Source organism: Galbibacter sp. BG1 (assembly GCF_013391805.1).
Taxonomy (GTDB): Bacteria; Bacteroidota; Bacteroidia; order Flavobacteriales; family Flavobacteriaceae; genus Galbibacter.
Genome location: NZ_CP058364.1, coordinates 3558751 through 3582807, shown reverse-complemented (window position 1 = coordinate 3582807; position 24057 = coordinate 3558751). Strand labels below are relative to the sequence as shown.

18 protein-coding genes are annotated in these 24057 nt (G+C 37.8%); 11 read left to right on the top strand and 7 right to left on the bottom strand.

The genetic code is table 11. The features are described 5' to 3' along the window. Positions 1-24 precede the first annotated feature (24 nt). From HX109_RS15685 to HX109_RS15665, 5 genes are all read left to right on the top strand, one after another. Positions 25-2004 carry a sensor histidine kinase gene (locus tag HX109_RS15685; RefSeq protein WP_178953757.1) on the top strand — a complete coding sequence of 660 codons (1980 nt, stop codon included), beginning with the start codon at positions 25-27 and terminating at the stop codon, positions 2002-2004. Between the two features lie 187 nt (positions 2005-2191). Then, the gene (locus tag HX109_RS15680) at positions 2192-2869 is read left to right on the top strand and encodes a metal-dependent hydrolase (protein WP_178953755.1); all 678 of its coding nucleotides are present in this window, start codon (positions 2192-2194) and stop codon (positions 2867-2869) included. Continuing rightward, positions 2870-3913 (top strand): o-succinylbenzoate synthase, encoded by a 1044-nt coding sequence (locus HX109_RS15675; protein ID WP_178953753.1) that lies wholly within the window; start codon positions 2870-2872, stop codon positions 3911-3913. 27 nt (positions 3914-3940) lie between these two features. Next, positions 3941-4897, top strand: coding sequence for a CPBP family intramembrane glutamic endopeptidase (locus HX109_RS15670; RefSeq protein ID WP_178953751.1), 957 nt, complete (start codon positions 3941-3943; stop codon positions 4895-4897). A gap of 69 nt (positions 4898-4966) precedes the next feature. Continuing rightward, complete coding sequence (locus tag HX109_RS15665; protein WP_178953749.1) at positions 4967-6061, top strand: AMP-binding protein; 1095 nt, start codon at positions 4967-4969, stop codon at positions 6059-6061. A gap of 54 nt (positions 6062-6115) precedes the next feature. Here the strand turns inward: HX109_RS15665 and HX109_RS15660 are convergent, their stop codons facing one another. Beyond that, on the bottom strand, positions 6116-7126 hold the full coding sequence (locus HX109_RS15660; protein WP_178953747.1) for a 2-hydroxyacid dehydrogenase: 1011 nt from the start codon (positions 7124-7126) through the stop codon (positions 6116-6118). A gap of 67 nt (positions 7127-7193) precedes the next feature. Then, positions 7194-8822 carry an acyl-CoA carboxylase subunit beta gene (locus tag HX109_RS15655; protein ID WP_178953746.1) on the bottom strand — a complete coding sequence of 543 codons (1629 nt, stop codon included), beginning with the start codon at positions 8820-8822 and terminating at the stop codon, positions 7194-7196. A gap of 204 nt (positions 8823-9026) precedes the next feature. Between HX109_RS15655 and HX109_RS15650 the strand changes: the two genes are divergently transcribed. Further along, positions 9027-9203, top strand: coding sequence for a CAL67264 family membrane protein (locus HX109_RS15650; protein ID WP_255462862.1), 177 nt, complete (start codon positions 9027-9029; stop codon positions 9201-9203). A 40-nt stretch (positions 9204-9243) separates the two neighbouring features. After that, complete coding sequence (ettA, locus tag HX109_RS15645) at positions 9244-10938, top strand: energy-dependent translational throttle protein EttA (protein ID WP_178953736.1); 1695 nt, start codon at positions 9244-9246, stop codon at positions 10936-10938. An 82-nt stretch (positions 10939-11020) separates the two neighbouring features. Here ettA and HX109_RS15640 read toward each other — a convergent pair whose 3' ends face one another. Both HX109_RS15640 and HX109_RS15635 read right to left on the bottom strand, forming a co-directional pair. Beyond that, positions 11021-12025: an NADP-dependent oxidoreductase gene (locus tag HX109_RS15640; protein WP_178953734.1), complete on the bottom strand. Its 1005-nt coding sequence runs from the start codon at positions 12023-12025 to the stop codon at positions 11021-11023. 270 nt (positions 12026-12295) lie between these two features. Further along, complete coding sequence (locus HX109_RS15635; RefSeq protein ID WP_178953732.1) at positions 12296-13105, bottom strand: DUF1853 family protein; 810 nt, start codon at positions 13103-13105, stop codon at positions 12296-12298. Between the two features lie 291 nt (positions 13106-13396). On the opposite strand from HX109_RS15635, the gene HX109_RS15630 reads away from it, so the two are divergent. The 4 genes from HX109_RS15630 to HX109_RS15615 all read left to right on the top strand — a co-directional run bounded on the left by HX109_RS15630 (position 13397) and on the right by HX109_RS15615 (position 17685). Further along, positions 13397-14656: a putative DNA modification/repair radical SAM protein gene (locus HX109_RS15630; RefSeq protein WP_178953730.1), complete on the top strand. Its 1260-nt coding sequence runs from the start codon at positions 13397-13399 to the stop codon at positions 14654-14656. Further along, complete coding sequence (locus tag HX109_RS15625) at positions 14656-15429, top strand: TIGR03915 family putative DNA repair protein (RefSeq protein ID WP_178953728.1); 774 nt, start codon at positions 14656-14658, stop codon at positions 15427-15429. The genes HX109_RS15630 and HX109_RS15625 overlap by 1 nt, the downstream gene beginning before the upstream one ends. Before the next feature lie 141 nt (positions 15430-15570). Continuing rightward, a complete protein-coding gene (locus tag HX109_RS15620; protein WP_178953726.1) occupies positions 15571-16962 on the top strand; it encodes an NAD-dependent succinate-semialdehyde dehydrogenase in 1392 nt (463 codons plus the stop codon). A gap of 264 nt (positions 16963-17226) precedes the next feature. After that, on the top strand, positions 17227-17685 hold the full coding sequence (locus HX109_RS15615; RefSeq protein WP_178953724.1) for a nuclear transport factor 2 family protein: 459 nt from the start codon (positions 17227-17229) through the stop codon (positions 17683-17685). Positions 17686-17742: 57 nt separating this feature from the next. On the opposite strand, the gene pheT is transcribed toward HX109_RS15615, so the two are convergent. From pheT to recG, 3 genes are all read right to left on the bottom strand, one after another. Then, entirely contained in the window at positions 17743-20169 is a 2427-nt protein-coding gene (pheT, locus tag HX109_RS15610) for a phenylalanine--tRNA ligase subunit beta (protein WP_178953722.1), read from the bottom strand. 471 nt (positions 20170-20640) lie between these two features. After that, positions 20641-20916, bottom strand: a complete 276-nt coding sequence (locus HX109_RS15605) for a GIY-YIG nuclease family protein (protein ID WP_255462714.1) — start codon at positions 20914-20916, stop codon at positions 20641-20643. 707 nt (positions 20917-21623) lie between these two features. Beyond that, the gene (recG, locus tag HX109_RS15600) at positions 21624-23726 is read right to left on the bottom strand and encodes an ATP-dependent DNA helicase RecG (RefSeq protein ID WP_178953720.1); all 2103 of its coding nucleotides are present in this window, start codon (positions 23724-23726) and stop codon (positions 21624-21626) included. Positions 23727-24057: the final 331 nt, after the last annotated feature.

Here is a 24057-nt window from a genome sequence, read left to right as displayed (position 1 = left end):
TTTAGGCTTTTTTAAAAATTAATAATGAGAGTATTTCTGAGATTGCTACACACATTAAAATATAAAACCATTGCTTTTTCAATATTATTGATGCTCTCAGTAATTTCAACCTTTGGACAGCAGACAAAATCTTCTGAAACAGAGGATCCACTTCAAGAATTCTTGGATTTAAATTCCCCTGAAGATAAATTTAATTTCTTTTTTTCTGAAAACGACCGTTATCGGGTAAGTTCGGCCTATTCATGGATCGATTCCCTCAATCAATCGATGGTTAAAGCAGAAAATTCCAAAGATTCCCTCAGTATTTACAAATACAAAAGCATGTTGGCCCAACTGTATTACGATGTTGGAAATTATGATAAAGGGGCATTAATTGGGGAGTTGTTATATGAGAATGAAAATAGATTGGACAGAAATGTCAAGGTAGCTGTTTTGAATACGTTGGATAAAGCCTACAAAGAGCTACATCTTTTTGATAAGCAACTGGAGGTTCGTAGAAAACTAAAAAACCTTGGAGAGAATATTGTTCTGTATGATGTATATGCCGAGCTTGGACTTTACAGGCAAGCAATGATGGAATATATTATTAGTAACAAAAATAAACTCGAAGCAACCGATAATGAGCTTTACAGGGCTCAATATTATAACGATTTGGGCACCTATTTACTAAAAGACGGTTCCATCTATACCGCTTTAAAGAATATTACCCTATCCCGAAAGAGCATCAATAAATATTTGGGCAACACCAAAAATATTACCGTAGCCAATTTCAACAAGGCGGTATTTTTAAAAGGCAAAATAGAAAGCAATCTTGGTAAATGTAAAATGGTTCAAAATGAATACGAAAAAGCTATTCCGTATTTAGAAGCAGGGGTTTCTGCGGCCAAATTAAACGACAAAGGAAGGTATTCTAAGGAAACTGTGGAGTTGTGGAGCAGTCTTGCAGAGTGTTATTTAGAATTAGACCGACTTACCCTGGCAAAAGCCTATTTAGATAGCATTACATTAGACCAACAAACAGTAAAAACAAATACGGTAAATTACAACCGTTTAAGGGCAAACTTTTTTCTAAAAGACAGCAATCCAGACTCGGCATCCCTTTTCTTTAAGCGATATGTAAAACTTAAAGATTCCCTCGATTACAGCAGCCGTAAAAAGCAATTACTTAGTTTATTGGTTCAGTTCGATCTCAATAACCAGAAAGAAACCATAGAAAAACAGCGCTTAAACCTAGAAAAAAACAAAACCGAAATTTTAGAACGGGAAAAGACCATTTATTTAAGTGTTTCCGCACTTATTCTCTGTATGGTGTGTGTAATAGGGTTAATAGTTGCTTATATAAAAAGTGTAAAGAACAAAAGACTTATAGAAAACCAGAAGCGCATTATTGAAAATTCTTTAACTGAAAAAGATTCCCTTTTAAAAGAGATTCACCACCGGGTAAAGAACAATTTACAGGTAGTTTCCAGTTTGTTGAGTATACAAACAAAAAATACCAAGAGCAAATCGGCAATAAACGCTTTGGAAGAAGGTAAAAGCAGGGTAAAGGCCATGGCTTTAATCCACCAAAAGCTATATCAAAACGAAGATCTATCGGTTATAAAAATGCAGGAGTATATAGAATCTTTGGCAGCGAGTATCCAATCGGTCTATAAGCAGGCTGGTTATAAAATTAAACTTCACATCAACGCTGAAACTGCAGATCTGGATGTAGATCGCGCCATTCCTATTGGTTTGATTTTAAATGAACTAATCTCCAATTCCTTTAAATATGCTTTTAAAGAGACCAAACAGGGGAATATCTATATTAATCTTCAAAAGGAAGAGGATCAATATATTTTTGAATACAAGGATGATGGGGCAGGCCTTCCCGAAGACTTCGATATAAAGCATTCTGCTTCCATGGGGATGAACCTTATCTCGCGTTTGGCAAATCAATTACGTTCCAAGCTAAATATAGACAAAGTGCCGGAAGGGGTTCGTTTTTGGTTTAATTTCGATTAATTTTCATTATTTTTAAGCGCGACTGTTACAACTAGGAAGACCATTTTTATAAATGCTGTTCCTTTTTTTATAACAGTTTGAAATGAAATCAAATTCATATCGGAAACTTGGCGACTTAGGTTCAAGTTTTGCGAAATGAACAAATTTCAATTTCTTTATTTATGGTTAACTATTAAATTTTAAGCAAATGAAAATTACGTTTTACGGGCACGCTTGTTTGGGTATTCAAGTAGACGACGTCCATATTTTAGTAGATCCTTTTATAACGGGAAATGATAAAGCTTCCCACATCGATGTGGAAGCTATAAAAGCAGATTATATTTTAGTAACACATGCGCACCAAGACCATACCTTGGATGTTGAAAAAATAGCCAAACGTACTGGAGCTGTGGTGGTTTCTAATGCAGAAATAGCTGGGCATTACAGTAAATTGGATATAGAAACCCACCCCATGAATCACGGTGGTAGCTGGGATTTTGAATTTGGATTGGTAAAATATGTAAATGCTACTCATTCGTCTTCTTTTGCCGACGGTACTTATGGTGGCCAACCTGGAGGTTTTGTTATCGAGGGAGAACATAAAAATATCTATATCGCCGGCGACACAGGGCTTACTATGGATATGAAACTGATTCCCATGTTTACGAAACTCGATCTGGCGATTCTCCCAATTGGGGATAATTTTACGATGGGGATTGAAGAGGCTATCCATGCTTCAGATTTTGTAAAATGCGATAAAGTACTTGGCTGCCATTTCGATACTTTTGGTTATATAGAAATAGATCATGAAGAGGCTAAAAAACAATTCTACGACGCTAATAAAGACCTGATGTTGTTGGAAATTGGCGAAAGTATAGAATTGTAAATGGAAGCATCTTATAAAAAATACATTTTGGAGTTTAAAAGGCCTAGTGGAACCTCCCGCGGAGTGCTTACCACAAAAGAAACCTGGTTTTTAATGCTTCAGGATGAGAATGATTTTGGTATTGGGGAATGTGGTATACTACGCTCTTTAAGTGTAGACGATCGTGATGACTATGAAGAAAAGCTTAGCTGGGTATGTAGAAATATTCATTTGAGCAAAGAAATACTCTGGGATGCGCTGGTGGAGTTTCCTTCCATACAATTTGGTGTGGAACAGGCTTTTCTATCCCTTAAAAGTAAAGATCCTTTTCTTTTATTTCCTTCAGCATTTACAAATAACGAGGCTTCCATTCCTATAAACGGACTCATTTGGATGGGGGAGGAAACCTTTATGAAAGAACAACTGAAAGAAAAGCTTCAGCAGGGTTTCAATTGTATAAAAATGAAAATTGGGGCTATCGATTTTCATAAGGAATTGGAATTGCTCAAATCCATTAGAAAAAGCTTTTCAGCAGAAGAAATCGAAATACGTGTTGATGCCAATGGTGCTTTTTCACCAACGGAAGCCCTAGAAAAACTTCAGCAGCTTTCCTTATTGGAATTACACTCCATAGAACAACCCATAAAACAGGGGAATTGGGGCGAGATGGCAAAACTCTGTGCCGAAACCCCATTGCCAATTGCTTTGGATGAAGAATTAATTGGTATTTTTTCTGTAACAAAAAAGCGGGAATTGCTACAAACTATCAATCCGCAATACATTATACTTAAACCAAGTTTAGTTGGAGGTTTTAAAGGTTCCCAAGAATGGATAGATCTTTGTAAAGAACTTAATATTGGTTGGTGGATAACGAGTGCGCTGGAGAGCAACATTGGTCTAAATGCCATTTCACAATGGACATTTACGCTGCAAAACGAGATGCCGCAAGGGCTTGGTACAGGAAGTTTGTATACCAACAATTTGGAGAGTCCGCTGGAGGTTTCAAAGGGCAGTATCGAGTATAAAACCAATCGCAACTGGAATTTAAAGAAGTTGAATTTATAAAAGCTTGAGGGCTAGCGAATAAAAATAATGAAATATATAGAACAAGTTTTTACTTTTAAATACGATTTTTGGCGGTATTTAGTGGGATCGTTTATAATAATAATCGCGAGCCAAATCATGCAAGTCCCATTTGTACTGGCGATAATTTATAAAGAAGGATTTGGGGCTTTGGCCTCTGGGGATAGCAGTAAACTTCTGGGTGTCTTAGAGCCTAACTTAAATTTGTTTTTACTGTTGTTACCGTTTGCGGTTTGTCTCCCTTTGCTGTTCTTTATTGTAAAAAAGCTCCATGGGCAATCAGTAAAAGCACTTACTACGGCTAGAAAAAACATCGATTGGAAGCGTATCTTTTTTTCTTTTTTTTTATGGGCAGGGATTACTACGGTCTTGGTATTGATAGATGTGAAGTTATCTCCGGAAAGTTATGTTTGGAACTTTAAACTCGTACCCTTTCTAATTCTATTTTTTATCGGGATTATCATGGTTCCTATCCAAACCAGTTTGGAGGAATATATTTTTAGAGGGTATCTTATGCAAGGTTTTGGAGCCCTGTTTTTAAATAAGTGGGCACCATTACTGTTAACTTCCTTAATTTTTGGGGGTTTGCATGCTTTTAATCCTGAAGTGTACAAGCTAGGGTATGGGATTATGGTGTATTACATTGGTACCGGACTTTTTCTTGGGATTTTAACTTTAATGGATGATGGGTTAGAGCTCAGTCTTGGTTTTCATGCGGCCAATAACCTTATTACTGCTTTGCTGGTAACGGCGGATTGGACTGCATTTCAAACCCACTCTATCTATAAGGACGTTTCTACGCCAGCACTGGGTTGGGATGTTTTTATGCCCGTATTTGTTGTGTTCCCAATATTGCTGCTCATATTTTCTAAAGTTTATAATTGGAATAACTGGATGGAAAGATTAACGGGAACTATTGAAAAACCAATAATTGTTGATAAAATATCGGAAACAAACGCTCCATAAACTTTTTTATCATTCCATTCCGATTTAATTTTAACCCCGATAAACACAATAGCGAGAAAATAGCAGGAAATGGAAAATATACCTTCTTTTGATAAAGTTCACTTAAAATTTAAACTTAACAACACCTACTACGATCAAGAAGATCTAAAGGAGGTGGCCTATAGTTTTATAAAAGAAGGGGAGCCTTACGAGCAGTCCATTGGGAATTTTTTAATGGATTGGTTGAATAACAAGGATCACCTTTACGTAAAAACTTCTGGTTCCACGGGGGCTCCAAAAAACATTCGTTTGCAAAAGCAGTATATGGTAAATTCTGCCATTGCTTCAGGTGATTTTTTTGATATTTCTGTAGGGGATTCTGCCTTTCATTGTTTGCCTGCTGAATTTATTGCCGGTAAGATGATGCTTGTTCGGGCTATGATCCTCGGTTTGGAAATAGACCTGGTTGCTCCAACCCTAAACCCTATGTGTGAAATTAATAAGTCGTACGATTTTGCTGCTATGATTCCGCTTCAGGTGTATAATTCCCTTGATAAATTAAATCAAATAAAACAACTTATAGTAGGTGGTGCAGCAGTGAAAAAAGAGTTGATTGAGAGTGTGCAACAAAAGGAAACCTTGGTTTACGAAACCTATGGTATGACCGAAACCGTTACCCATATCGCCGCTAAAAGAATTAATAATTTTAGAACCGCGCAAGAGGTAGAGAATGCACATTTTAAAGTGCTTCCCAATGTTAAAATTTCTTTGGATAAAAGGCATTGTTTGGTTATTGATGCTCCTTTTATTGCTGAAGAAACTATCGTGACCAACGACATTGTAGATATTATTAATGAAAGTGAATTCGATTGGAAGGGCCGCTACGATAATGTGATCAATTCCGGAGGCTTGAAATTGATTCCAGAACAAATTGAAAAGAAATTAAGCAGTGCAATTGCGAATCGCTTTTTTGTGTATGGGATGGATGACAAAAGTCTTGGGGAAAAGCTGGTGTTAATTGTAGAAGGTAAAAAAGATAATGATTTAGCAGATAGGATTTCTAAGATAAAGGAATTGCATAAAAATGAACTTCCCAAAGAAATTTATTTCACCAAAGCTTTTCTAGAAACTGAAAATGGAAAGGTAATTCGCGAGGCAAGTGCGTATAAAGCTATTGAAGGATAGCTGGTTTACTAATTAGCACCACTTTTTTAACCATTAACATCTCTTCTACTAATATTAAGCTTTATGCATCAGTGAATAGCTCACTTCGTTTTCGGTGCTTGTTCCGTTTAAATAGGTTTGAATATTAGATAGGGTAACGTTGGTAATTTGTTTTAAAGCTTCATTTGTAAAAAAACCTTGATGCGATGTAATTAAAACGTTAGGGAACGATATAAGCCTCATAATGGTGTCGTCTTTTATAATGCTTTCAGAAAGGTCGTTAAAGAAGAGCTTTTCTTCTTGCTCGTAAACATCTATTCCTAAATAACCAACCCGTCCATCTTTTAAAGCTTCTAAAATATCCAACGTATTTATTAAAGCACCACGACTGGTATTAATAACCATCGCTCCTTTTTTTAGTTTTTGGATACTTTCTTCATTCATTAAGTGGAATGTGTCATCTGTAAGCGGACAATGTAGGGAAACAATATCACTTTGTTCCAGTAATTCGTTTTTGGAAACATACACAACTCCTTTTTCTTTCAAATCCTCATTCTCATAGGCATCATGCGCTAATATTTTACATCCCATCCCTAGCATAATACTGCAAAATGCACTTCCTATTTTACCAGTTCCAATAACACCAACGGTTTTTTTATACAAATCGAAACCTCGTAGACGTTCTAAAGAGAAATTCCCTTCACGTACCCGGTTATATGCTTTATGCGTTTTTCTATTAAGGGTTAATATAAGTGCCAAAGCATGTTCGGCAACAGCATGCGGTGAGTATGCGGGAACACGATAAATTTTTAGGCCTAGGTCCTCGGCAACTTTTAAATCGACATTATTAAAACCAGCACACCGCAACAAAATTAGTTTAATACCATTGGAATGAATGGTCTCCAGAGTTTTTTTATCGAGTTTATCGTTTACAAAGGTGCAAATACCATCGAATCCCTGCGTTAAGTTTGCAGTTTGCTCCTTTAAGGCAACCTCGAAATAAGTAAGGTTTACATTGCCATCTTTATTATAATTTTCGAAAAACTCTTTATCGTATTTTTTTGTACTGAAGACCGCTATTTTCATACTAAATTTTTTTAATTCTTCTTTTGGGGCAAATCATTTAGGATTGTCCCACGATAATTAATGGGAATTAGGTTTGCAAAACCCCCATATTAAATTTCTTTTCTATAGGAGCGTGGTTGGCAGCATCGATTCCCATACTTATCCATTTTCGAGTATCCAGTGGATCGATAATGGCATCCGTCCACAATCTGGCTGCCGCATAGTATGGAGAAACTTGCTCGTCATACTTCGATTTAATTTTATTAAAGAGTTCTTCTTCTTTCTCTTTGGTAATTTCTTCCCCTTTTTTCTTGAGGGAAGCCGTTTCTATTTGCAGGAGTACTTTAGCAGCCTGCGAGCCGCCCATAACAGCCAATTCTGCACTTGGCCAAGCAAAAATTAACCGCGGATCGTAAGCTTTTCCACACATGGCGTAATTCCCGGCTCCGTAAGAATTCCCAATTACAACTGTAAATTTAGGCACCACGGAATTACTCACAGCGTTTACCATTTTGGCGCCATCTTTTATAATGCCCCCGTGTTCTGATTTGCTTCCCACCATAAATCCGGTTACATCTTGTAGGAATACCAACGGAATTTTTTTCTGATTGCAATTCGCAATAAACCGAGTGGCTTTATCTGCGGAATCGGAATAAATAACACCGCCAAATTGTAATTCGCCTTTTTTGGTTTTTACTACTTTTCTTTGGTTGGCAACAATCCCCACGGCCCAGCCATCAATGCGGGCGTATCCAGTGATGATGGTTTTACCAAATCCGTCTTTATAAGCTTCAAAAGAATTGGCATCTACCAACCGATCGATAATCTCCTGCATGTCGTATTGTTCTGTGCGGTTTTTAGGGATAATTCCGTAGATATCTTTGGCATCTTTAATTGGCTTTACCGCTTTCTTTCGGTTGAACCCTGCTTTATCAAAATCACCTATTTTATCTACTATATTCCTTATGGTTTCTAGCGCGTCTTTGTCATCTTTCGCCTTGTAATCGGTTACGCCACTAATTTCAGAATGGGTAGTGGCGCCACCAAGGGTTTCGTTATCGATACTTTCGCCAATAGCCGCCTTTACCAAATAGCTCCCGGCCAAGAAAATACTTCCAGTTTTATCCACAATCAAAGCTTCATCGCTCATTATAGGTAAATAAGCACCTCCAGCTACGCAACTTCCCATTACTGCTGCAATTTGGGTTATACCCATACTGCTCATAATAGCATTGTTTCTAAAAATGCGCCCAAAATGTTCCTTATCAGGAAAAATTTCATCTTGCATGGGCAGGTAAACTCCGGCGCTGTCTACCAGATAAATAATTGGCAATCTATTTTCAATAGCTATTTCTTGCGCTCTTAAGTTCTTTTTTCCAGTAATGGGAAACCAAGCACCTGCTTTTACAGTGGCATCGTTGGCCACCACAATACATTGCTTCTCATTTACATATCCAATTTTCACGACCACTCCTCCAGAAGGGCAACCGCCGTGTTCCTCGTACATACCATCACCCGCAAAGGCACCAATTTCAATACTATTTTTGTCTTTGTCCAACAAATAATCAATACGCTCCCTGGCCGTCATTTTCCCTTGGTTGTGAAGCTTTTCAATACGTTTTTCACCACCGCCAAGATAGACCTTGGCCAATTTTTGTTTTAAGTCAGATACGGAAAGTCTGTTATGATCTTCGTTTTTATTGAATTTAATATCCATCTAGTTTCCTTATTTCAAATGTTTCAGTGTTTAAAATAGCCCGATATCTTTAAAAAATAAGAAAATAGGGCATAAACTCTTGCTTTTCTTGCTAAAATACGAAATCAGTATTTATTTAATTGCCTAATAATTCCTTAAATTGTACGATATTTGCCGTCGCAAATTATAAACCCTAGAATTAATAAATTTTGCAGTATAATGGGAATGAATAAAAATACAGTATTAGCTTGGGCTACTTGGATAATGATAATAGTTGGACTTGGATTAATAGCTTTAGGGGCCTTTAAATACAGTGAAGTGGCCGGATATGGTTTTGCTTCTGTAGGAGTAGGTTTTTTCGCTATTGCGTGGGTGTTCAATGCGCTTAAGGGAAGAGTTTAAATTGGTATTGTAATTAATAAAAAATAAAAAAACATAATATATGTCTGATGATAAAAAGGTGATATTCTCCATGTCGGGAGTGTCAAAAACCTATCAAAGTTCTAATAAACAAGTGCTTAAAGATATCTATTTGAGCTTCTTTTACGGGGCTAAAATTGGTATTCTAGGGCTCAACGGTTCCGGTAAATCCACATTGTTGCGAATTATTGCTGGTGAAGAAAAGAATTACCAAGGAGATGTGGTTTTTTCTTCTGGATATTCCGTGGGATACCTACAACAGGAACCAAAGTTGGATGAATCTAAAACTGTTATTGAAATTGTTAAGGAAGGTGTTGCCGAAACTGTTGCCGTTTTAGACGAGTACAACAAAATAAATGATATGTTTGGGCTACCAGAAGTGTATGAAGATGCAGATAAAATGCAGAAACTCATGGACAAGCAGGCGGAGCTTCAAGATAAAATTGACGCTACCAATGCTTGGGAACTCGATACCAAACTGGAAATTGCCATGGATGCCTTGCGTACCCCAGAACCCGACACGCCCATAAATGTGTTATCAGGTGGGGAGCGCAGGCGTGTAGCCTTGTGCAGGTTGCTTTTACAACAGCCGGATATTCTTTTGTTGGATGAGCCTACCAACCACTTGGATGCGGAATCTGTTTTATGGTTGGAACAGCATTTACAACAGTACAGCGGAACGGTAATTGCTGTTACTCACGATCGTTATTTCTTGGATAATGTAGCAGGGTGGATTTTAGAGTTGGATAGAGGGGAAGGAATCCCATGGAAAGGAAATTATTCCTCATGGCTGGAGCAAAAATCGAAACGATTGGCGCAAGAGCAGAAGCAGGCTTCCAAACGTCAAAAAACTTTGGAACGAGAGTTGGAATGGGTTCGAATGGCGCCCAAGGGGAGACAGGCCAAACAAAAGGCACGTTTGAATAATTACGACAAGTTACTGAATGAAGACCAGGGTAAACTGGATGAAAAATTGGAAATCTATATTCCAAACGGACCACGTTTAGGAACCAATGTTATAGAAGCAAAGGGAGTAGCGAAAGCTTTTGGCGACAAATTGCTTTACGAAGATTTAAACTTTAAACTTCCCCAGGCTGGAATTGTTGGTATTATCGGTCCGAATGGAGCTGGTAAAACAACCATTTTTAAAATGATTATGGGAGAACAGCAGCCAGATAAAGGTTCTTTTGAAGTAGGGGAAACGGCTAAAATCGCCTATGTCGATCAATCGCATTCCAATATAGATCCATCGAAATCCATTTACGAGAATTTCTCAGACGGACAGGAATTGGTAATGATGGGAGGGAAGCAAGTAAATTCCCGGGCCTATTTAAGCCGTTTTAACTTTGCAGGTAGTGAGCAGAACAAAAAGGTTGAAGCACTATCGGGGGGAGAACGTAACCGCTTGCATTTGGCAATGACACTTAAAGAAGAAGGGAATGTACTTTTATTGGATGAGCCTACCAACGATTTGGATGTAAATACGCTAAGGGCATTGGAAGAAGGTTTGGAAAACTTTGCTGGATGTGCTGTGGTTATTTCCCACGACCGTTGGTTCCTAGACCGTATTTGTACACACATCTTGGCTTTTGAAGGAAATTCTGAAGTGTATTTCTTCGAAGGTAGTTTCTCGGATTATGAGGAGAACAAACGCAAGCGTTTAGGTGCCGATGTAACCCCGAAACGTATTAAGTATAAAAAACTTATAAGAAATTAATATTCTGAAAAACTGAGTATATAAAAAACCGAAAAGTGCTGACTTTTCGGTTTTTTTTGTTCCTTAAATATCTGAGTCATTTTTATACTTTTACAACCATTTTACCTTTATTTTTACCGTCGAACAGGTCGATAAAGGCTTGTGGGATGTTTTTAAATCCTTCCACAATAGTTTCTTCATGCTTCAGCTTACCTGCTGCCAACCACTGCGAAAGCTGTTTAATACCCTCTGGGAATCTATCTTGATAATTACCAACTATAAACCCTTGCATTAAAGCACTGTTTTTAATTAAAAATGGTTGTACGCTTATACTTTTTGGCACCGATGTTTCATTATAAACCGCAATTGCTCCGCAATTTATAATACGTGCAAACTTATTGATATGAAATAAAACAGCATCCGAAATATCGCCTCCAACATTGTCAAAATAAATATCGATACCGTTTGGGCATGCCTTTTTAAGTGCTTCCTTCATGTTGTCGGTAGTTTTGTAGTTAATCCCTTCATCAAAACCAAAATCAGAAGTAAGCATCTCTACTTTCTCGTCGGTACCGGCAATACCAACAACCTTAAGGCCACGAATCTTTGCAATTTGTCCGACAACACTCCCAACGGCACCAGCGGCACCAGAAACCACGATGGTTTCTCCTTCTTTCGGTTTTCCTATATCTGTGAGTCCGAAAAAAGCGGTTAAGCCCGTCATTCCTAAAATTCCGAGATAGGCGGAGAGCGGTGCTTGTTCACCATCAACTTTTCTAATTTCCTTTAATTTATCCTCCGAGATTACTTGTTTTTCTTTCCAAGGCAACATTCCAGTTACATTATCACCTTTAGAAAAAGCGTCATTCTTACTCTCCAAAACTTCGGCTACAATGGTGGATGTAATTGGTTTTCCTAGTTCAAAAGGAGGGATGTACGATTTTTCGTCACGCATTCTTCCCCTTAGATAAGGATCAACGGAAACGTATTTGGTGGCTACTATTATAGCTCCGCTGGGCAGGTCTTTAGTCTCTTCATCCACAAATTTAAAATCGCTTTCAGATGGTTTTCCTTTTGGTCTGTTGTTCAATAAAATGGTCTTATTCATAACTATTTGTATTTAAAATTTTCAACTTTAATTTAAAACATCTTTAAAAAGGTTGAAAATTTAAAAACCTATTTCTTTGTTAAATCCCTCACTGTGTGTTTTCCGGAGTTCTACATATCGCAAAGCAGGTTTCCCTGCATTTTAAGTAGCTAAAATGGTTTGGCAGATGAGCGCTGGAAAAAAGTTAAAGAATGTTTTTTTCCTTACACTCCGTGAATTTTTATGGTAACAAAGTAAGACTTGCTCCCGTGATTGTTTAAAAAGGGGTAGCTACTCCCACCAAACAATAAAGAACTTTTTAATAATGCCATTGGGAAATTTCACCCAACAAAGTGGAGCCCCTTTGTTTTCTACAATAGGGGTAACCTTTTCTTTAAATTCAGTATATCCCATCCAATTTGCTTGCGGAGTAACCTCAATAAGATTGTTCATTTTGGTGGGTTTATAAAGTTTACAGTTCTTAAATGCTGATAGCTGAGGTAAACGAATGTAAAAGCCTTGAAGACAATTTTTATTCAGTTTGGAAAAATTAACATCTTCTTTTTCGTAAGGAACAAAAAGTTGAGCCTTAAACAATACCCTTTGCTGTATTTCATCAGGATCAATTTCAAGTTTTTTAAGGGTAGGGAGCATGTTTTCGTTAAAGAGGATGGGGAATTGCTTGTTTTTTAGTTTTGTTATTTTTTTATAAAAGCTATCCGTTCTATTGGTGCCAATCCACCGTTCGATTTCGCTATTGCCCACGGTTTCATCATAGAGGTAAAACTTGTACATTACTTCCAAGTGAACTGGCTGTCCGTTCTGTTTTAAAATACAATCAATTTCACCAATGGTTTGCTTTTTCTGTTGAATTTGAAAATTTTCCAGCAGTATTTCAATATTTTTATTTTGTTGAAGTTCTTCGCTCACAAACTCTTCAATACGCCTCCCTAAACGCACATTGGTAGCTACGGTTTTTTGCAAGGGAGGGGTAGGCTTTTCGTGTAATTCAATTTGTTCAATCCCTTCAATTTCCCCAGATTCCCATAGCAATGGCGTGTTTAAGTAACCCAGGTATTGTAATTGTATGTCTTTATCCATCTATACTTTCCTTCAATGTGAACTTTCTGTGCTCAATCTATGTGAATTATCTGTGCTCAATTCTTTTTTTTAGCAAGCAAGTTTTAAAACTCATTTGTACGTAAGGTAGCCAAAAATAAATATTGTGCAGTTGAAAAATATTCTATTATCTTCGTAAGACCTTCCAATAAATAGTTGAAAATGTTAATCGTTTTCTTAAAAAACGATTGTTTCATTTTCGACAATTAATCATTCAAATTTGTTAACCGTGTTCGGTATTATTTAAGATATTGAACCACTAATTTGCGCCCTATGTCGTTTGAAAGAACCCGTGAAAAATTACAAATTTTAGCAGATGCTGCCAAATACGATGTTTCCTGTTCTTCTAGCGGAAGCAAACGAGCCAATACCAATAAGGGTTTGGGAAATGCCACAGGGATGGGTATATGCCACTCTTACACGGAAGATGGAAGGTGTGTTTCTTTGCTGAAAATACTATTGACCAATTATTGCATTTTTGATTGTGCCTATTGTGTAACCAGAAAAAGCAACGACATTAAGCGAGCCGCTTTTCAAGTGCAGGAGGTGGTAGACCTTACCATAAATTTTTACCGCAGAAATTACATTGAAGGGTTATTTTTAAGTTCTGGGATTTTTAAAAGTGCCGACTATACCATGGAACGTTTGGTAGCCGTTGCCAAGAAATTGCGTTTGGAAGAAAACTTCAATGGTTATATTCACTTAAAATCAATTCCGGGGGCTTCAGATGAATTGATGCACGAAGCCGGACTCTATGCGGATAGATTGAGCGTAAATATTGAGATCCCTACAGAAAGCGGATTAAAAAAATTGGCTCCCGAAAAGAAGCGTGAGGATTTTGTAAAACCTATGTTGAAAGTTAAAAACGAAATCATTCAATATACGAACGAAAAGAAACTCATAAAAAGTACCCCAAAATATGCTCCGGCAGGGCAGAGTACACAAATGATAGTGGGTGCCAGTGGCGAAAACGATTATCAAATTATGCATACCTCCAACTATTTTTATAAAAATTACAACCTAAAACGGGTATTTTATTCGGGGTATGTACCTATCAGTTACGATAGTCGATTGCCCCAAATTGGGAGTGAAGTACCCATTTTAAGGGAAAACAGGTTGTATCAAACCGATTGGCTGTTGCGTTTCTATGGCTTTGAAGTGAACGAAATTCTAAATGAAAATCATCAAAATTTAGATTTGGATATCGATCCTAAATTGAGTTGGGCCTTGCGAAATAGACATGAGTTCCCGGTAGATATCAATACTGCCGATAAACGTATGTTGGCGAGGGTTCCCGGATTGGGGATGAGATCTGTGCATAAAATATTAAATGCAAGACGTTTTAGGCGTCTCAATTGGGATCATTTAAAAAAGATAGGTGTTGCCCTAAACCGAGCCAAGTATTTTATAGTGTGCGATAGTGCAGAGTTCGAACGTGCTGATATTTCTTCAGAAACAATTAAAGGCCTCATACTACAAAATTCTAAAACCAAATATCAAAAGACGTTAAGCAATCAGCTTAGCTTATTTTAATGAACTCGGCAAATTTAATATACGATGGAACTTTCGACGGATTTCTAAGTGCCGTTTTTTGTGTTTACGAGCGTAAATTGCAGGAGGTAACCATACAAAACACAGGGCAAGCTCAAAATGTATTGTTCGCAAACCCCGAGATTGTCTATACCAACGAATTGCAAGCAAAAAGGGTTTGGAAAGGCCTTATTAAGCAGTTGAGTTTTCGCGAAGCATCGCAAATTTTTTATGCTTTTTTAAGCGAGCTCCCAGATATAGAAAACGTTTTGCTAGATTTTATCCAGTATGTATTCAACAATAAAAAAGGCGCTGGAAAAGACTACGCCCATCCATCGGTTTTAAAAATAGCTCAAGTTGCTCGACAAGTAGGAAGGGAAAAACACCGTATGGAAGCGTTTGTAAGATTTAAGCTCACTAAAGACAATATCTACTTTGCCAATGTAGATCCTGATTTTAATGTACTTCCCTTAATCTTAAATCACTTTAAAAAAAGATATGCCGATCAAAAGTGGGTGATTTACGATACCAAAAGGAATTATGGAATTTATTATGATTTGAATTCCGTAGAAACGGTAAAGCTGGAATTTCCAGAATCGTTTAATTTTTCCCAAACGGATACATCTTATTTTTCTGAAGCTGAATTTGATTTTCAGCAATTGTGGAAATCCTATTTTAAAAGCACCAATATCGAAGAGCGGAAAAATATGAAGCTACACATTCAACACGTGCCCAAACGTTATTGGAAATACCTTAGCGAGAAGCAACCCGATTGAATTAGAATTTAATTGTCTTAATTTTAAGAGGTTTGCTGTAATATTTGGATAAGCTTAAGGTTTATTAACATTCCCCCTAGAAAATTTTGTATTTCTTCTAAGTACCTTCTATGTATTATAAAACCACAAAAAATCTAGAAGATGAAAAAGGAAAATTCGGGTTTCAATACGATTAACCCGGCCACCGGAAAAACCATTGAGCATTATGAATATATGACAGACGAAGCGGCTAAGAAAGCTGTGGAAAACTGTCATAATGCATTTTTGGAATGGAAGTTAAAATCTGTTGAAGAAAGAGCAAAAGTCATAAAAAATATAGGTAAGGTATTATTAAAGCATAAGGAAGAGTTTAAAAAATTGATGACCCAAGAGATGGGGAAACTTTTAAAGCAAGGGGAGCAAGAAATCGATTTGTGTGCTGGAATTTGCGAATATACAGCAGAGAATGCTTCAAAAATGTTAGCCGATGAAGAGCGGGAGCTTCCAGAAGGTGGAAAAGGGATTGTTTCCTACGACCCCATTGGTGTGGTGTACGGGATTCAACCTTGGAATTTTCCTGCCTACCAAGCTATTCGTTATTCTATAGCCAGTTTAATGGCCGGAAATGGGGTGCTTCTAAAACATGCTGCAAATGTTACTGGTTCTGCTTTGCTCCTTCAAAAGATTTATGAAGAAGCAGGGTTGCCAAAGCATTTATTTTCAGTATTAATCATTGATCATGATCAGTCCGATAAAATTATTGAAAATGAATTGGTTCGAGGTGTAACGCTTACCGGTAGTGAAGATGCAGGGAAACACGTTGCTAAAATAGCTGGAGGCGTTCTTAAAAAAACGGTTTTAGAGTTAGGGAGTAACGATGGATACCTGGTCTTATCGGATGCAGATGTACAGCTGGCAGCAAAAACATGTGCCAAAGGAAGGATTTACAACAATGGGGAAACCTGCGTGGCTGCAAAGCGATTTATAGTTGTAGAATCGGTTTACGATGAATTTAGAGAAGCTTTTTTTGAAAATATGAAAGGGATTAAGTTGGGAGATCCTACAAAGGAAGATTCAGATTTAGGGCCGATGGCTCGTGAAGATTTACGGGAAAAGTTGATTGATCAAGTAAAAGAAAGTATGGACAATGGAGCAAAAATAGCCGTTGGGGGAGAAGTTCCAGAAGGCGAAGGCTTTTATTATCCGTCTACTGTTTTGGAGCATGTAAAACCAGGTCAACCAGCCTACGACGACGAGCTTTTTGGACCGGTAGCTTCCTTAATTAAAGCAAAAGACGATGAAGATGCTATGCGAATTGCAAACGATAGCCGCTTTGGTCTAGGGGGTGGTATTTTCTCCAAAGACGAAGGAAAAGCAATGGAATTGGCCAAAAAACATTTCGATACCGGGATGGTATTTATAAATTCCTTCGGTCTGGCTCAACCAAATATGCCCTTCGGAGGGGTTAAAAACTCTGGTTATGGGCGTGAACACGGAGGTTTTGGTATTAAAGAGTTTGTAAATGCAAAAGCTGTTATGGCATTGAATAAGTAATAGTGAGAAATAACACAATTGAAAAGTCCAGTAAATACCTACTGGGTTTTTTATGCTGAAAAATATGGTATCATAAGTTTTTTGTCACGTTTTTATAACCTACGGATTTTGAAATTACAAACGATTTAAATTTTTGGGTATCAAAAAAACCTCGTTTTGATAGTATATCTTATTTACCTCCCGACTGCGCTCGAGGTGATAGTAGGTTATCATGGATTATAGTTAATTGGAAAATTTTTAAGATTTTTGTAAAAATCAGAATTCATGAAAATTCATAATATTTCCTTTTTGCTTTTACTTTCTTTTTTCATCGGGACGAGCCAAAATCCCGTAGAAAATGAGGTTAAGAATAAGATCAACGACTTTTTTGAAGCTTTTCATCAACAAGATACGACAGCCTTAAAATCTTACGTTTCGGATGCAATTGTAATGCAAACCGTTGTAAGTAGTGAAAATGGAGAGTCAGAATTGAGAACCCAAGAATTTGGAAAATTTTTAAAATCTATTGCTTCCATACCTTCAGAAAACAACTTCAAGGAAGAATTGTTGGATTGTAATGTAAAAATCGATGGAGCAATGGCACACGCTTGGACACCATATAAATTTTGGTACAACGGGAAACTTTCTCACTGTGGGGTTAATTCCTTTCAATTAATAAAAGAAGTCGATACTTGGAAAATTATCTATGTAGTGGACACTAGAAGAAAGACAGGCTGTGAATAAAAAAAATCCCGAAGGAAATCAATTCTTCGGGACTTTATTGCGTTTTACGAAAGGTTTTTATCTCAAAGAAGCTCCCAACTGTCGCTCGAAACTGCTTTGTAACTTTTTCATTACCTTATCGATTTGCTTATCGGTTAAGGTTTTGTTTTCGTCTTGAAGCGTAAAGCTAACCGCATAGGATTTTTTACCTTCGGGAAGCTTATCGCCTTCGTAAACATCGAATAAATTAATGTCTTTTAACAGCTTCTTTTCACTGTTTTGAGCGATGTAGTATAGTTCTTCAAATTTAACTTCTTTATCCAGTAATAACGCCAAATCCCTTTTTACTTCAGGATATTTTGCTATTTCGGTAAATGAAATTTGTTGCTCTTTCACCAATTCTATAATGGCATCCCATTCAAAATCGGCATACAAAACTTCCTGTTTAATATCGAAATGCTTCAGGATACGTTTGTTTACAATACCAAAGGAAACCAATTTCCTTTTTTTCAGCTTGTAATTCAATCCTTCAGAAAAAACATCTGAGGATACAGGTTCAGACTTTGGAGTAGGCAACCCTAAACGTTCTAAAACGGTATTTATAACACCTTTCAGAAAAAAGAAATCGCTTTTCTCATTTTTTATTCTCCAGCTTTCTTCCTGTAGATCGCCAGTAATGAGAATGCTTAAATGTTTATTTTCAATTCTACCGCTTTCGTAGTTATGATAGGTTTTACCAAACTCAAAGAATTTTAAATTCCCACTTCTTCTGTTAATGTTATAGCTAAGGGCCTCTAAGCCGCTAAACAGCATAGATTGACGCATTACAGACAAATCGTTGCTTAACGGATTTAACATGGTTACATTATACTCCGATTTGTTATCTGTACTTAGCTCCATATATTTTGGAGTGGTAAGCGAATTGGCAAGGATCTCGTAAAAACCTAAAGCTGCAAGTTGGTTGCCTACTATATTTTGAAGTTTATAATCTTCAAACTTAGAGGTGCTTGCTATGGAAGCATTTAGTTTTGTGGTAAATTCAATATTGTTGTATCCATAAACACGAAGGATTTCTTCAATAACATCTACTTCACGCTGTACATCCACACGGTAGGAAGGAATGGTAAGGCCTATTCCTGTTTCCGTAACATTGTTTATTTTTATTTCAAGCGAACTTAAAATAGATTTTATAGTATCCGTAGAGATATTTTGACCGATGAGGCTATTTACCTTTTCGAAGGTTAGAAAAACTTGAAAGTCCTCAAATTTTTTCGGATAAAAATCTTCGGCATCACTGGAAATGGTGCCTCCTGCAATTTCTTTAATTAATAAGGCAGCTCTTAAAAGGGCATATTTAGTATTGTCTATATCGATTCCACGCTCAAACCTAAAAGAAGCATCGGTGTTCAATGCGTGTCTTTTGGCAGTTTTTCTTACGGAAACTGGATTAAAATAAGCACTTTCCAAGAAAATACTGGTGGTACTCTCTGTAACCCCCGAATTTTCACCACCAAAAACACCAGCGATACATAAAGGCTTTTCAGCATCACATATCATCAAATCATCTTCGTGCAATTCTCGTTCTATTGCATCAAGAGTGGTAAATTTTGTGCCTTTTTCCAGCGTTTGAACAATTATTTTATTGCCTTTAATTTTATTGGCATCAAAGGCGTGCAAGGGCTGCCCTAATTCGTGCAACACATAATTGGTAATATCCACCACATTATTTTTTGGGGTAATGCCAATGGCCTTTAATCGATTTTTAATCCAATCAGGAGATTCTTCTACCTTTATACCTGAAATGGTGACCCCACAATAACGCGGACAAAGCTCTTTGTTTTTAACCTCTACATCCATACGAAGGGTACGGTTGTCTACATGAAAACTACTTACCGATGGGGTAATGAGTTCTAGGTTCATATCTTTTTGAAGCAATCCAGCTTTTAAATCCCTAGCAACCCCGTGATGACTCATAGCATCTGCGCGGTTAGGGGTAAGGCCGATTTCAAAAACGGTGTCATTTTCAATTTTAAAAAGTTCTGCACAAGGAGTTCCGGGGGCAAGGGATTCATCTAAAACCATAATACCATCGTGACTTTCCCCTAAACCAAGTTCATCTTCAGCACAGATCATCCCGAAAGAAGCCTCTCCACGAATTTTCCCTTTTTTAATTTCCCACGGCATTCCTTTGTCATCGTAGAGCGTGGTGCCAATGGTAGCTACTGGAACTTTTTGCCCTGCAGCAACATTGGGGGCACCACAAACTATTTGTAATGGTTCTCCAGTTCCAATATCAACTTTGGTTAGTTTTAAACGGTCTGCGTCTGGGTGTTGTTCGCACTCCAATACATGCCCTACAACAATACCTTTTAAACCGCCTTTAACCGATTCGAAAGTTTCTTCACCTTCTACTTCTAAACCTAAATCGGTTAAAAGTTCTGCTGTTTTCTCAGATTCCCAATCAAGTTGTATAAATTGCTTTAACCAGTTGTATGAAATTTTCACGTGCTACTTATATTTATTTAGAGGTGCAAAGATAATAATCCGCTTTATAATTGGAACTTCTCTTTGGGTTTTCTTTTAGTGGAAAATATGTCATTGTGAGCGAAACGAAGTGGAGCGTGGCAATCTCCCGAATTGTGTGGTATTCCGAATCGGAATAGGTTTTCTTTTCAGGAGATAACCACGTCGCCTAAAAAGGCTCCTCGTTAAGACGTCACTTCGAAGTTTTTTAAAAATAGTGTGGTGGTCTCCCAAAAAATATAGAACAATTTTAAGGAGATGGCCACACTCGTACCTCCTTCGTTATGACGTTACTCATAAGATGTTTAATACTTCCAGATCCAACCGTCATTGCGAGCGGAACGGAGAGGAGCGTGGCAATCTCCCAAGATATAAAACTAATATATAAAAATGACCATCTACCTGATTTAGCAGACTGACGACTACAGCTTCGTCATTACTGACTATAAGAAACTACAGAACATCAAAAATCCAACCATCGGACAGATCTTCCCATTTCGGATTTTCTTTTTCTATCAAATTATTTTTTCGTTTTCTATTTCCTTTTTTTAGCTGTTTTTCCCTAGCTATAGCTTCATTCATATCTAAAAACTCTTCAAAATACACCAATTTCTCACAATTATACCTAGTGGTAAATCCTTTAAACTTTTTTGTTTTATGCTGATAAACTCTCTTCTTTAAATAACTTGTTACACCGATGTATAAAACATTGTTATAGGTGTTTGACATAAAATAGACGTAGCTTTTTTCGATCATGGCGATAACATTACTTCTATCTAAATTTAAGAAATTTTTGAAATTATTTGTCACCACGAGCGACTTAAAGGAGCGTGGTGGTCTCCTGAAAAATGTAGGACAAATTTAAGGATATGGCCACTCTCATACCTCCTTCGCCATGATGTTACCCATGAGGTGTTTAATACTTCCAGATCCAACCTTCATTGCGAGCGGAACGGAGAGGGGCGTAGCAATCTTCTGAATCGTGCTGTAATCCGAATTGTAATAGGTTTTCTTTTCAGGAGATAACCACGTCGCCTAAAAAGGCTCCTCGTTAAGACGTCACTGCGAAGTTTTCTAAAATTACTGTGGTGGTCTACTGAAGTTAAGAATAATTTTAAGGAGATGGCCACACTCGTACCTCCTTCGCCATGATGTTACCCATGAGGTGTTTAATACTTCCAGATCCAACCGTCATTGCGAGCGGAACGAAGTGGAGCGTGGCAATCTCCCGAATTGTGTGGTATTCCGAATCGGAATAGGTTTTCTTTTCAGGAGATAACCACGTCGCCTAAAAAGGCTCCTCGTTAAGACGTCACTTCGAAGTTTTTTAAAAATAGTGTGGTGGTCTCCCAAAAAATATAGAACAATTTTAAGGAGATGGCCACACTCGTACCTCCTTCGTTATGAGGACCTAAAATTGTGCCTTGCAATAACAATCAACTAATATAATTCCAGATATTTTTGTGTTTGGCAAGTTGCTGGTAGGTAAAACGGATAATTTTGTTTTTTTCCAACATCAATTTAGGGTCTTCTTTCAATACGCGAATAGCGTAATAGCGCGCTGATTTTAAAATATCGTTGTCTTTTACAATATCTGCGATCTTAAGATTGAGTACACCGCTTTGTTGGGTTCCCATAAGATCTCCGGGCCCCCGTAGCCTTAGATCGACTTCGGCAATTTCAAAACCGTCGTTGGTGCGAACCATAGTTTCGAGTCGGGTTTTAGAATCGTTGGAGAGTTTATGGCCTGTCATTAAAATACAAAAACTCTGTTCGGCACCACGACCAACACGACCGCGCAACTGGTGCAATTGCGAGAGTCCGAAACGCTCGGCACTCTCAATAATCATAACCGAGGCATTAGGCACATTAACGCCCACCTCAATCACCGTAGTGGCAACCATAATCTGTGTTTCCCCCTTTACAAAACGCTCCATTTCATAATCTTTGTCCGCAGGTTTCATCTGTCCATGTACAATGGAAATTTGATAATTAGGTTGCGGGAATTCGCGTACAATACTCTCATAACCGTCCATCAAATCCTTATAATCCAGTTTTTCAGATTCCTGGATAAGCGGATAAACCACATAGATTTGCCGGCCTTTTGCTATTTCATCCTTTATAAAACGAAAAACCTTTAGCCGGTTGCTATCATATCGATGTACGGTTTTTATAGGTTTTCGTCCGGGCGGTAATTCATCTATTACAGAAATATCCAAATCTCCATACAGGCTCATAGCCAAAGTCCTTGGAATAGGGGTCGCCGTCATCACCAAAATATGTGGCGGAATCTCATTTTTACGCCACAATTTGGCACGCTGTGCTACCCCGAAACGATGTTGTTCATCGATAATGGCCAATCCTAAATTTTTAAACTGAACCTTATCTTCCAGAATAGCGTGGGTGCCAATTAGAATATGAAGGGTTCCATTTTCCAGTTGTTCATGGATTTCCCTTCTTTCTGAAGTTTTTGAAGATCCTGTTAATAGCTTCACTTCAATATTCAAGGGCGCCACCAATTCCAAAATTCCGTTGTAGTGCTGCTGCGCTAAAATCTCTGTTGGAGCAACCAAACAGGCCTGAAAACCGTTGTCGATCGCCATCAGAATTGTCATTAATGCCACGATGGTTTTTCCGGAGCCAACGTCTCCTTGTAACAATCGGTTCATTTGGGCATTACTTCCCAAATCGTTCCTTATTTCCTTAATAACCCTTTTTTGGGCGTTGGTAAGTTCAAAAGGCAAATGTTCCGCATAAAAAGTATTGAATAGGGTACCTACTTGATCGAAGTTAAACCCTTTGATTTTGTTCTTACGTGTAAGGTTTTTGGAAATAAGTTGTAACTGAATATAAAAAAGCTCTTCAAATTTAAGCCTGTACTGGGCTTTAGCAAGTAGTTCCTGGTTCTGCGGAAAATGAATATTAAAAAGAGCCTTGCTTTTGGAAATAAGTTTAAGCTCATCCAGCAGTTCGGCGGATAGGGTGTCGAAAAATCGAGCCTTGGTTTCCATAAAAAGCTGCTGCATGATTTTATTGATTACCTTATTGGTAATCCCTTTATTGGTTAGCTTTTCGGTAGATGGGTAAATGGGTTGCATGGCGGTTCTAATGCTTTTTTCATGCACTTCCAGTAATTCCATATCGGGGTGTGGCATGGAAAAACCGTTGTACCAATTTGTTTTCCCAAAAACCACATAAGGCTTGTTAAGTTTTAGGTTTTCCCGTATCCATTTATGGCCCCTAAACCATACCAATTCCATTTGTCCTGTTTCATCTACAAAAGTAGCCACCAATCTCTTTCCACGCTTTTGCTCAACGGTTTTTAAATGGGTTATTTTTCCAATAATCTGAACTTCGGCACTGTTGCGTTGCAGTTCGTTAATTTTATAATAGCGGGTTTTATCGATATACCGATTGGGAAAAAGGTTTACCAAATCTTGATACGTGTGAATGCCGAGTTCCTTCCGAAGTAAATCGGCACGGTTGGGGCCAACTCCCTTGAGGTAATCTATAGGTGTTTGTAGGATACTCGCATTCATGGTTACGAAGATAACAGATAGTTTGAAAGTTACAAAGTGGCTCCAACCGTCATGGCGAGGAAGATTTTTTGTAAATCATGGCGAGGGAGGAACGACCGCTTGCCTGCCGAAATGGGCATGTGGCCACCTCCTTAAACCAGTTCTACATTTTCAAGAGACCACCACGCTCCTTACAGTCGCTCGTGGTGACGTCATGGCGAGGCGATAGCCGTGGCCATCTCCCGATAGTAGTACTACATTTTTTGGAGATCTTAACCTGTCCGCTAGGCAGGATGCCAGCTGTTTAAATTAGTTCTATGTTTTTGGGGATTGCCACGCTCCTCTGCGGTCC

Excerpts from the sequence above, each read along its gene's own strand:
- HX109_RS15685 (WP_178953757.1), top strand. The coding sequence starts at position 25 with ATGAGAGTATTTCTGAGATTGCTACACACATTAAAATATAAAACCATT.
- HX109_RS15680 (WP_178953755.1), top strand. The coding sequence starts at position 2,192 with ATGAAAATTACGTTTTACGGGCACGCTTGTTTGGGTATTCAAGTAGAC.
- HX109_RS15675 (WP_178953753.1), top strand. The coding sequence starts at position 2,870 with ATGGAAGCATCTTATAAAAAATACATTTTGGAGTTTAAAAGGCCTAGT.
- HX109_RS15670 (WP_178953751.1), top strand. The coding sequence starts at position 3,941 with ATGAAATATATAGAACAAGTTTTTACTTTTAAATACGATTTTTGGCGG.
- HX109_RS15665 (WP_178953749.1), top strand. The coding sequence starts at position 4,967 with ATGGAAAATATACCTTCTTTTGATAAAGTTCACTTAAAATTTAAACTT.
- HX109_RS15660 (WP_178953747.1), bottom strand. The coding sequence starts at position 7,126 with ATGAAAATAGCGGTCTTCAGTACAAAAAAATACGATAAAGAGTTTTTC.
- HX109_RS15655 (WP_178953746.1), bottom strand. The coding sequence starts at position 8,822 with ATGGATATTAAATTCAATAAAAACGAAGATCATAACAGACTTTCCGTA.
- HX109_RS15650 (WP_255462862.1), top strand. The coding sequence starts at position 9,027 with ATGAATAAAAATACAGTATTAGCTTGGGCTACTTGGATAATGATAATA.
- ettA (WP_178953736.1), top strand. The coding sequence starts at position 9,244 with ATGTCTGATGATAAAAAGGTGATATTCTCCATGTCGGGAGTGTCAAAA.
- HX109_RS15640 (WP_178953734.1), bottom strand. The coding sequence starts at position 12,025 with ATGAATAAGACCATTTTATTGAACAACAGACCAAAAGGAAAACCATCT.
- HX109_RS15635 (WP_178953732.1), bottom strand. The coding sequence starts at position 13,105 with ATGGATAAAGACATACAATTACAATACCTGGGTTACTTAAACACGCCA.
- HX109_RS15630 (WP_178953730.1), top strand. The coding sequence starts at position 13,397 with ATGTCGTTTGAAAGAACCCGTGAAAAATTACAAATTTTAGCAGATGCT.
- HX109_RS15625 (WP_178953728.1), top strand. The coding sequence starts at position 14,656 with ATGAACTCGGCAAATTTAATATACGATGGAACTTTCGACGGATTTCTA.
- HX109_RS15620 (WP_178953726.1), top strand. The coding sequence starts at position 15,571 with ATGAAAAAGGAAAATTCGGGTTTCAATACGATTAACCCGGCCACCGGA.
- HX109_RS15615 (WP_178953724.1), top strand. The coding sequence starts at position 17,227 with ATGAAAATTCATAATATTTCCTTTTTGCTTTTACTTTCTTTTTTCATC.
- HX109_RS15605 (WP_255462714.1), bottom strand. The coding sequence starts at position 20,916 with ATGTCAAACACCTATAACAATGTTTTATACATCGGTGTAACAAGTTAT.
- recG (WP_178953720.1), bottom strand. The coding sequence starts at position 23,726 with ATGAATGCGAGTATCCTACAAACACCTATAGATTACCTCAAGGGAGTT.